The organism is Nesterenkonia rhizosphaerae (genome assembly GCF_039544555.1).
GTDB lineage: Bacteria > Actinomycetota > Actinomycetes > Actinomycetales > Micrococcaceae > Nesterenkonia > Nesterenkonia rhizosphaerae.
Window position 1 is genome coordinate 1,802,740 of the sequence record NZ_BAABLW010000007.1, and the last position, 8,373, is coordinate 1,811,112.

The window sequence follows — 8,373 nt, forward strand, 5'->3', positions numbered from 1 at the left end:
TTACAAGGCACGCGGATGAGCCGAGACGTATGTCTCTTGCAGCGCTTGAGGTGTGACCTTCGTATAGATCTGAGTGGTAGTGACCGAGGCGTGGCCCAGCAGTTCCTGAACGGTGCGGATATCGGCTCCGCCTTCCAACAGGTGGGTGGCGCAGGAGTGTCGCAGCGTATGCGGCGAGACCTCGACGGTGATGCCAGCGTCGGCGGCGGTCTTCTGCAGCACCGTCCATGCCGACTGACGCGAAAGCCGACCGCCGAGTTTGTTGAGGAACAGCGCCGGAGAGCTTTTCTTCGCGTGCTGCGCCAGTGCAGGTCTGCCCGCGGTCAGATAGTCGGCGACGGCGCGCTGGGCGTAGCTGCCCAGCGGCACCATTCGCTGCTTATCTCCTTTACCGGTGACTCTGAGCAGCACCAGTGAGTCGGTGGCGTCAGTGACGGCGTGGATGTCATCAACATCCAGGGAGATGGCCTCGCTGATGCGGGCTCCGGAGGCATAGAGCAGCTCCAGCAGGGCCCGGTCCCGCAGCCCGAAGGCGGTGGCACTATTAGGGGTCTCCAGCAGCCGGGTGATTTCTTCCACACTGAGTGCTTTGGGCAGCGTCTCGGCCTGCTTGGGCGCACTGATCTTAGTAGCCGGATCATGGGTGGTCAGCCCCTCCATAGCCCAGAACTTATGGGCCCCGCGTACCGAGGCGAGCACCCGGGCGGTAGAGCGTTCGGAGAGTGCAGTGCCGCCGTCGTCGCCGGTGCGAACGGCTTGGAGGAATTCGGCGATATGCCCAGCATCTACCTGGACAACCGCAGTGATTCCGCGGCTGTCCAGGTAGGCGATGTAGCGGCGCAGATCCCGCTGGTAGGAGTCCAGGGTGTTCTGCGAGGAGCCCCGCTCAATACGCAGGTGGCTGAGGTAGTTGGTGACCTCAATCCACAGCGGTGACTCCGGAGTCTGGCTCACCGGGCCTCTTGACGCTCCAGACCTGCCTTGACCAGACCGGCGAAGAGCGGATGCGGGTTGGTGGGCCGCGACTTCAGCTCCGGGTGGGCCTGAGTGGAGACGTAGTAGGGGTGAACGTCCTTAGGCAGCTCCACGAACTCCACGAGCTTGTCATCGGGGCTGGTGCCGGAGAAGACCAGACCAGCCTCGGAGAGCTGCTCGCGGTAAGCGTTGTTGACCTCGTAGCGATGGCGGTGGCGCTCGGAGATCTCGGTAGTGCCGTAAGTCTCGGCCACCACCGAACCTTCAAGGAGCTTCGCATCATAGGCACCCAGTCGCATGGTGCCGCCGAGGTCTCCTTCGCCGGAGACGATGTCCTTCTGCTCGGCCATAGTGGCGATCACCGGGAACTTGGTCTCGGGGTCGAACTCGGTGGAGTTGGCCTCGGTCATACCCAGCACATTGCGGGCGTATTCCATGACCATGGTCTGCAGACCCAGGCACAGGCCCAGGGCCGGGACGCCGTTCTCGCGGGCATAACGCAGAGCCCCGATTTTGCCATCGAGGCCGCGCACGCCGAAGCCGCCTGGCACACAGATGGCGTCCACTCCGGCCAGCGCCTTGGCTGCACCCTCCTCGGAGGAGCACAGGTCGGAGGCCACCCAGCGGATCTTGGTCTTCGCATTGTGAGCGAAGCCGCCAGCGCGCAAAGCTTCGGTGACCGAGAGGTAGGCATCGGGAAGGTCGATGTACTTGCCGACCAGTGCGATCTCCACCTCGTGGTCGGGGTGATGGACCACGTTGAGCAGACGGTTCCACTTGGACCAGTCCACGTCCTTGAACTTCAGGTCCAGGGCCTGCACCACATAGGCGTCGATAGCCTGCTTGTGCAGGATGCGCGGGATGTCATAGATGCTTGGGGCATCGGCGCAGTTGATCACTGCGTCTTCGGCCACATCGCACATCCGGGAGATCTTGCCGCGGATATCCTGGGGCAGCTCACGGTCGGAGCGCAGCACAATGCCATCAGGCTGGATACCGATGGAGCGCAGCGCCGCCACGGAGTGCTGGGTGGGCTTAGTCTTCAGTTCCTGGCTGGGGCCGATGTAGGGCACCAAGGAGACATGCAGGAAGAAGACACTCTCCCGGCCGATGTCCTGCCGGATCTGACGTGCTGCTTCCAGGAAGGGCTGAGATTCGATATCGCCGACGGTGCCGCCGATTTCAGTGATGATGATATCGGGAACCTTGCCATCGGCTGCCGGTTCGGCGGGCAGCCGCATACGGCGTTTGATCTCATCAGTGATATGCGGGATGACCTGCACGGTGTCGCCGAGGTAATCGCCGCGGCGTTCCTTCTCGATGACGCTGGAGTAGACCTGGCCGGTGGTCACGTTATTGAGACCGTCGAGGTTCTCATCAAGGAAACGCTCGTAGTGGCCGATGTCCAGGTCTGTTTCGGCGCCGTCTTCAGTGACGAAGACTTCACCATGCTGGAAGGGGTTCATTGTGCCCGGATCCACATTCAGATAGGGATCGAGCTTCTGCATCACCACGGAGAGTCCGCGCGCCCGGAGCAGATGCCCCAGGGAAGATGCGGTCAGGCCCTTGCCGAGCGAGGAGACCACACCACCGGTGACAAAGATCTGTCGGGTTGTGAAAGGGCTGTTAGGATTCCGGGAACTATTGCGCTGCACCACGGAATTCTAGCCTATCACCCTTCAGGAATCCGAGGACGCAGTCTCCAGCAGCTCCTGGGCATGGGCACGGGCTGAGGCGGAGTCCTCCTGACCGGCCAACATACGGGCCAACTCCCCCACCCGCTCCTGGTCAGAGAGCGCACGCACATCAGAACTGGTGAACCCGCCGTCGTCGGCGTTCTGCTCCGAGGTCTTGTAGACCCGGATGTGACGATCAGCATAGGCGGCGACCTGCGGCAGGTGGGTCACCACGATCACCTGGGCGTGCTTGGCCAGCATGGCCAGCCGCTTACCGATCTGCACGGCCGCTTTGCCGCCCACCCCGGCGTCGACCTCATCGAAGATGAACGTGCCCGCGGCATCCTGCTCCGCCAGCACAACTTCCAGAGCCAGCATCACGCGGGAGAGTTCACCGCCTGAAGCGCCCTTGCCCAGCGGAAGCGGCGCGGCTCCAGCATGCGGGGCCAGCAGCAGACTCACGACGTCGGCGCCGTGGCGGGTCAGCTCGGCCGTTTCCTCCACTTGGACCACCAGTCGGGCGTGCGGCATGGCCAGGGCAGCGAGTTCACGGCCAACCGCTTGTCCCAGGCGCTCCCCCGCCTCCTGGCGCTGCCTGCGCAGGTCAGCAGCTTGCTCCCAGAGCTGTGCCTCAAGACGCTGGACTTCTTCGGTGAGTTCTTCGATCCGGTCCGTATCGCTCTGCAGGGTCATCAGGCGCTGCCGCGATTCTGCAGCCCAGCTGATGACCGATTCGATATCCGGGCCGTAGAGCCTGAGCAGCCGGTCGATCTCGGAGCGCCGCTGGTGGACCTCGGCGAGCCGTTCCGGACCTGATTCATCCAGGCCAGCAGCGTAGAGACCCAACTGGGAGGCGGCATCGGTCAGCAGGGTGGAGACTTCACTGATCTGGGCAGCGATCTGCTGAAGTTCATCATCCTGATCAGTCACCGGTGTCAGCGCTGCCGAAGCGGCCTCGACCAGCTCCACGGCATTGGGGGCGGTGTCCACCGCTTCGGCGGCATCAGCTCCAGCCAAGGCGGTCTGGGCAGTCCGCGCAGCTTCGCGAAGCCCTTCGACGTTCTCCAGCTTCAGCGCCTCGGCTTTGAGCTGTTCATCCTCCCCGGGCTGGGGATCCACTGCATCGATAGCTTCCAGAGCTAGCTGCAGCTGCTCTTCTTCGCGCCGACGCTCGCGCTCATTGGCGGTGATGTCTTCAAGTTCAGCGGCTTTCTGCTGGTACTGGGCGAAGCTACTGCGGTACCGGACGAGATCTTCAAGGAACTCTTGCCCGGCATAGCGGTCCAAGGCATGCCGCTGAGCGCTGGCTGATTTCAGGCGCAGCTGGTCGCTCTGCCCGTGGACGGTGACCAGCTGGGCACCGATCTCCCCCAGCACGCTGACCGGCACGGCCCGTCCAGACACACTGGCCCTGCTGCGCCCTTTGGCGCTCAGGCCGCGGCCCAGCAGCAGCGGTTCGGCGTCGTCGTCCTCCAGGAGCGCACCCGCCCCAGCTGCACGTTGACGCGCCGGGTGGCCTGCTGGGACATCAAGTTCAGCATCCACCGCGGCTTTCTCCGCCCCTGCACGCACTGCACTGGCTTCGGCACGGGATCCCAGCAGCAGTCCGAAGGCGGTCACCACCATGGTCTTACCGGCACCGGTTTCACCGGTGACCACGTTGAAGCCCGGGTGCAGGTCCAGTTCGGCGCGTTCGATGACGCCGAGGTCAGTAATGGTGACATGTTCAATCATTGCTGGCCGTCCTGTACTGCTGAGGAGGATTCGGTCGCGCTGGCTTCCTGTTCCATGGACTCCGAGGGTTTCATCTCCACCGAGCCCCTTCTGTCCTGGTCCCCCTTCTCCAGCGGGCCGCGCCATCCAGTAGTAGGCAGGTTGAATTTATCCACTAATCGCTGGGAGAAAGGGGTCTGATGGACGCGAGCAAGCAGCACCGGGGTATCAGACCGAGTGACTTCCACCCGTGACCCCGGCGGCAGTGTCATCATCCGCCGACCGTCGCACCACAGGACACCTTCCTCCTCATCCCGCTGCAGGACTTCAACGGCCATGATGGAATCCGGGTCCACCACCAGTGGCCGAGCGAAGAGGGCATGGGCCGAGATAGGTACCATCACCAGTGCCTGCACCTCTGGCCACACGACGGGCCCTCCGGCGGAGAAGGCGTAGGCGGTGGAACCGGTGGGAGTAGCCATGACCACTCCATCACAGCCGAAGGTGGAGACCGGGGCGCCGTCGATTTCAATGACCAGTTCCACCATGCGTTCTCGCACGGCCTTCTCAATGCTCGCTTCATTCAGAGCCCAGCTGGAGCCGATGTGCTGCTGGGCGTGCCAGACCTGCACGTCAAGTGCCATGCGTTGTTCGACGGTGTAGTTCTGCTCCACCACCCACTGTACGGATTCATCCAGCTGGGTCCGCTCGGATTCGGCAAGGAACCCGACGTGGCCAAGGTTGACGCCCATCAGTGGCAGTTCCGCACTGCGGACCAGATCAGCTGCTCGCAGGATGGAGCCGTCCCCTCCTAGGACCATCCCCACCTCGCACCGGCTGGTGGGCACTTCGCGTTCTGCCACTGCCACCGGGATCTTCTCGAATGCTGCTCCCACACTGGTTTTCAGGTCTGCGATATCGCGTTCAAGCATGACCGGGCGCAGCCCTGCCTGATGCAGTTTCGCTGCGACGGTGACGGCGGCGTCGACGGCGTCGCGGCGTCCAGTGTGCGCCAGGATGAGCACCTCACGGGTCATGTACGCCTCCTAAGCGATCAGCTCTGCGGGTCTGTGACTCCGCTGCCGGCCGGGGCCGGATCGTGAAAGTCGATTTCGCTCAGCCTATCGTCCGTGCCGGTGACTGCGGTGCTGTATTCCACAGCGCCCCCTGCAGCGGGTTTGCGTAGGTGCAGGAAGAACTCGGCGTTGCCGTCCTGTCCGGCCAGTGACGAGCGTGCCGCTCCCTGCAGGCTTAGCCCGGCTTCCTCAGCAGCAACGACGACGCCGGAGACCGCCTCCTGACGCAGCTGCGGGCTGCTGACGACGCCGGTGCGCCCGAGCCGGTCTTTGCCTATTTCGAACTGTGGCTTCACCATCAGAACCAGGTCAGCCCCTGGTGCGGCTAGCCTTGCGAGGGGACCCACGATCAGTTTCAGTGAGATGAAGGAGAGGTCAGCCACAATGAGCTGAAACGGCTCCCCGAGATCCCCGGGTTCTGCATATCGGAGGTTGAACCCTTCGATATTGCGCACCCGGGCGTCCTGCCGCAGCACAGCGGCTAACTGATCATGCCCCACGTCCGCAGCGACCACGTCTGCGGCCTCGCGAGTCAGCAGCACCTGGGTGAATCCGCCGGTGGAGGCGCCAGCATCTAGGCAGCGCCGACCCTCAACGCGCACGTCTGGGAACGCCTCCAGGGCCCCCAGCAGCTTATGGGCGGCACGGCTGACCCAGGGATCCTGGTGAGTGACCGTCAGCTGCTGTGTGTCACTAACAGTGGCGGAGGCCTTGGTGACGACGACGCCGTCGACTTTCACGTGCCCTTGGCTGATGAGTGCCCCGGCGCGGGTACGGCTGGAAGCTAATCCGAGCTCAACGAGAGCCTTATCGAGTCGCTGTTTGCTCATGACCTCGTCACGCCGTCACTGTGCGGTCTCGTGCAGGCGTTCGGTGAGGCTGCGGTGCAGTTCTTCGGCCGAGCGAATCTCGTCCTCAAGCTGTTCCAGGGTGAGTCCGGACTCCGCGTCCTCAGGGCTAGTGGTCTCCAACGGGTTCTTCTCGAACTGGTTCTCACCATGCGGCTCAGCCGTGGGACCTTCGCTGGTGATGTTCACTGGAGTCCCCTGTGCTCAGCGTTGAAGAGGTCTTCGAGGGTACGCAGAATCCAGTTCGGCTGCATCGTGTGCTCTGCGTGAACAGCGTCTTCAGCACTGTTGACACCGGTGAGAACTAAGGCGGTGCTGAATCCTGCGCGATTTCCACCCAGAATATCGGTATCCAGTCGATCCCCTACGACCAGCGGATTTCGCAGTCCGAGCGTTTGTGCCGCCTGGAGGAACATTGTCGGCTCCGGCTTACCTGCTGCTTGCGGAGACTGGCCGGTTGCGTAGGAGACAGCCTGCACCAGTGCCCCATTTCCGGGGGCTATGCCCCGGTCTCGCGGAACGGAATAGTCCAGATTCGTGGCGAACCACGCTGCGCCGTTATTCACGGCATAGGCAGCTTCGGCAAGATCAGCCCAGCCCAGAGTCGGCTCGAAACCTTGGATGACGGCATCAGGGTTCTCGGCAGCACTGGGCACTGTCTCGAAGCCAGCAGCCTCTACCAGTGACGCCAGGTAAGCACTGCCGGTCACCAGTACGCGCGCGCCTGCAGGAATCTGCTCGGCCATCAGAGCAACACCTGCTGGCGCTGACCCAATAACCTGCGCTGGGCTGGCGAGTATGCCAAGTTCGCTCAAATGCGATGCGACGGACTCAGCTGAGCGCGAGGCGTTATTGGTGACAAAACCGTGTGGTGTTCCCTGGGCTGTGAGGGACGCGACGGCCTCCGGGGCACCGGGCACCGCAGATGGGCCTGCGTAGAGAACGCCATCGAGGTCGAAGAGGACACCGTCATGCTGTTGGACCAGCGGCTGAGTCATCGCTGGCTCCGTCCGCGCCTCTCATCCGATCCACGACGGTTCTGGCCCTTGCCGAAGAGCTCTTTGACTTTCGGCAGCTCGTCGGCAGCGTCTTCCTCATCAAAGTCCAAAATCTCCGGATCCTCGAAGAGACCGGTGCCCAACGCGCGTTCGGCCACAGCAATCTGCGCATGCCAACGCTTGGCCTCTTCGTCTCGTCCCAACAATTCGAGCACATCGGCGTAGGCGGCGTAAAGCCGCGGGGAGAAGCTGAATGCACGGTTGATATCCAGCTCGGGGATTTCCAGGGCGCTCAGTGCCGAGCTGTGATCACCCTGGTCAAGGTGGGCCCCGGAGACCACCATGGCCAGTTCAGCCCGAGACTGACCGGCGAGCTGTGTGGCTTCTGGCTCCTGAGCCAGCTCAATGGCCTTATCCGGTTTGCCAAGTCCGCGGAGGCAGTCGGCCTGGACCGGCAGATGAGTCTGGTCGCCGCTGATACGCCGGTAGGTGCGTAGTTCGCGCAGTGCCTCTTCGTAATCACCGGCAGCATAGGCGGTAAGACCTACGGCCTCACGTACGACGGCGAGCCGGCCGCCACGCCGGGAGGCGGCCAAGGCATGCTCAAATGCCAGCTGAGGGTCAATATCAAAGAGACGGCCGGCCATGACCAGGTGACGGGCAACCCATTTGCGGTTGGTGTCATTGAGAGTGCCCAGCTGCCGGGAAGCCTCGCGGTCGAGTTCCTTACCGGTGACATCCTCATCGATTTCAGGCGACCGGCCGCGTTCATCGCTGTTAGAGCGTCGAAGATCTGCGGGATTACGCTCAGGGCGCTCACGGGGAGCGCGCTCCTGGAAACGGCGGTCATTCATAGATTCGTCTCTTCTCACTGAATCAGGATACCGAGGGAGTCTCTCCCCCGCTGGACACGGGTAGATGTCTGGATGCACGACAAAGGCCCGTCATCTCCGCGACGCTGCGAAGTTGACGGGCCTTTGTGCTAATGAGTGTCCGGCGGCGACCTACTCTCCCACACACTCCCGTGTGCAGTACCATCGGCGCTGTGGGCCTTAGCTTCCGGGTTCGGGATGGGACCGGGCGTTTC

Annotated in this window: 8 protein-coding genes and 1 rRNA gene; all 9 read right to left on the bottom strand. The window is 63.1% G+C overall.

Annotated elements, in window-relative coordinates; genetic code table 11:
- Positions 1-954: a site-specific tyrosine recombinase XerD gene (gene xerD, locus ABEA23_RS14155; protein ID WP_345478621.1), complete on the bottom strand. Its 954-nt coding sequence runs from the start codon at positions 952-954 to the stop codon at positions 1-3.
- A complete protein-coding gene (gene pyrG / locus ABEA23_RS14160; protein ID WP_425577200.1) occupies positions 951-2,633 on the bottom strand; it encodes a CTP synthase in 1,683 nt (560 codons plus the stop codon). The genes xerD and pyrG overlap by 4 nt, the downstream gene beginning before the upstream one ends.
- A 21-nt stretch (positions 2,634-2,654) precedes the next feature.
- Positions 2,655-4,385: a DNA repair protein RecN gene (recN, locus tag ABEA23_RS14165; protein ID WP_345478623.1), complete on the bottom strand. Its 1,731-nt coding sequence runs from the start codon at positions 4,383-4,385 to the stop codon at positions 2,655-2,657.
- Positions 4,382-5,401 carry an NAD kinase gene (locus tag ABEA23_RS14170; RefSeq protein ID WP_345478624.1) on the bottom strand — a complete coding sequence of 340 codons (1,020 nt, stop codon included), beginning with the start codon at positions 5,399-5,401 and terminating at the stop codon, positions 4,382-4,384. Before ABEA23_RS14170 ends, recN begins: the two co-directional genes overlap by 4 nt.
- 17 nt (positions 5,402-5,418) lie before the next feature.
- Positions 5,419-6,270 carry a TlyA family RNA methyltransferase gene (locus ABEA23_RS14175; RefSeq protein ID WP_345478625.1) on the bottom strand — a complete coding sequence of 284 codons (852 nt, stop codon included), beginning with the start codon at positions 6,268-6,270 and terminating at the stop codon, positions 5,419-5,421.
- A 15-nt stretch (positions 6,271-6,285) separates the two neighbouring features.
- Positions 6,286-6,477 (bottom strand): hypothetical protein, encoded by a 192-nt coding sequence (locus ABEA23_RS14180; RefSeq protein WP_345478626.1) that lies wholly within the window; start codon positions 6,475-6,477, stop codon positions 6,286-6,288.
- Positions 6,474-7,286, bottom strand: a complete 813-nt coding sequence (locus ABEA23_RS14185) for an HAD-IIA family hydrolase (RefSeq protein WP_345478627.1) — start codon at positions 7,284-7,286, stop codon at positions 6,474-6,476. The genes ABEA23_RS14180 and ABEA23_RS14185 overlap by 4 nt, the downstream gene beginning before the upstream one ends.
- Positions 7,283-8,140: a tetratricopeptide repeat protein gene (locus ABEA23_RS14190; protein WP_345478628.1), complete on the bottom strand. Its 858-nt coding sequence runs from the start codon at positions 8,138-8,140 to the stop codon at positions 7,283-7,285. Before ABEA23_RS14190 ends, ABEA23_RS14185 begins: the two co-directional genes overlap by 4 nt.
- Before the next feature lie 137 nt (positions 8,141-8,277).
- Positions 8,278-8,373 (bottom strand): 5S ribosomal RNA (rrf, locus tag ABEA23_RS14195); the annotation flags it as partial.

Coding starts and splice junctions, on each gene's coding strand:
- recN (WP_345478623.1), bottom strand. CDS start 4,385: ATGATTGAACATGTCACCATTACTGACCTCGGCGTCATCGAACGCGCC.
- ABEA23_RS14170 (WP_345478624.1), bottom strand. CDS start 5,401: ATGACCCGTGAGGTGCTCATCCTGGCGCACACTGGACGCCGCGACGCC.
- ABEA23_RS14175 (WP_345478625.1), bottom strand. CDS start 6,270: ATGAGCAAACAGCGACTCGATAAGGCTCTCGTTGAGCTCGGATTAGCT.
- ABEA23_RS14185 (WP_345478627.1), bottom strand. CDS start 7,286: ATGACTCAGCCGCTGGTCCAACAGCATGACGGTGTCCTCTTCGACCTC.
- ABEA23_RS14190 (WP_345478628.1), bottom strand. CDS start 8,140: ATGAATGACCGCCGTTTCCAGGAGCGCGCTCCCCGTGAGCGCCCTGAG.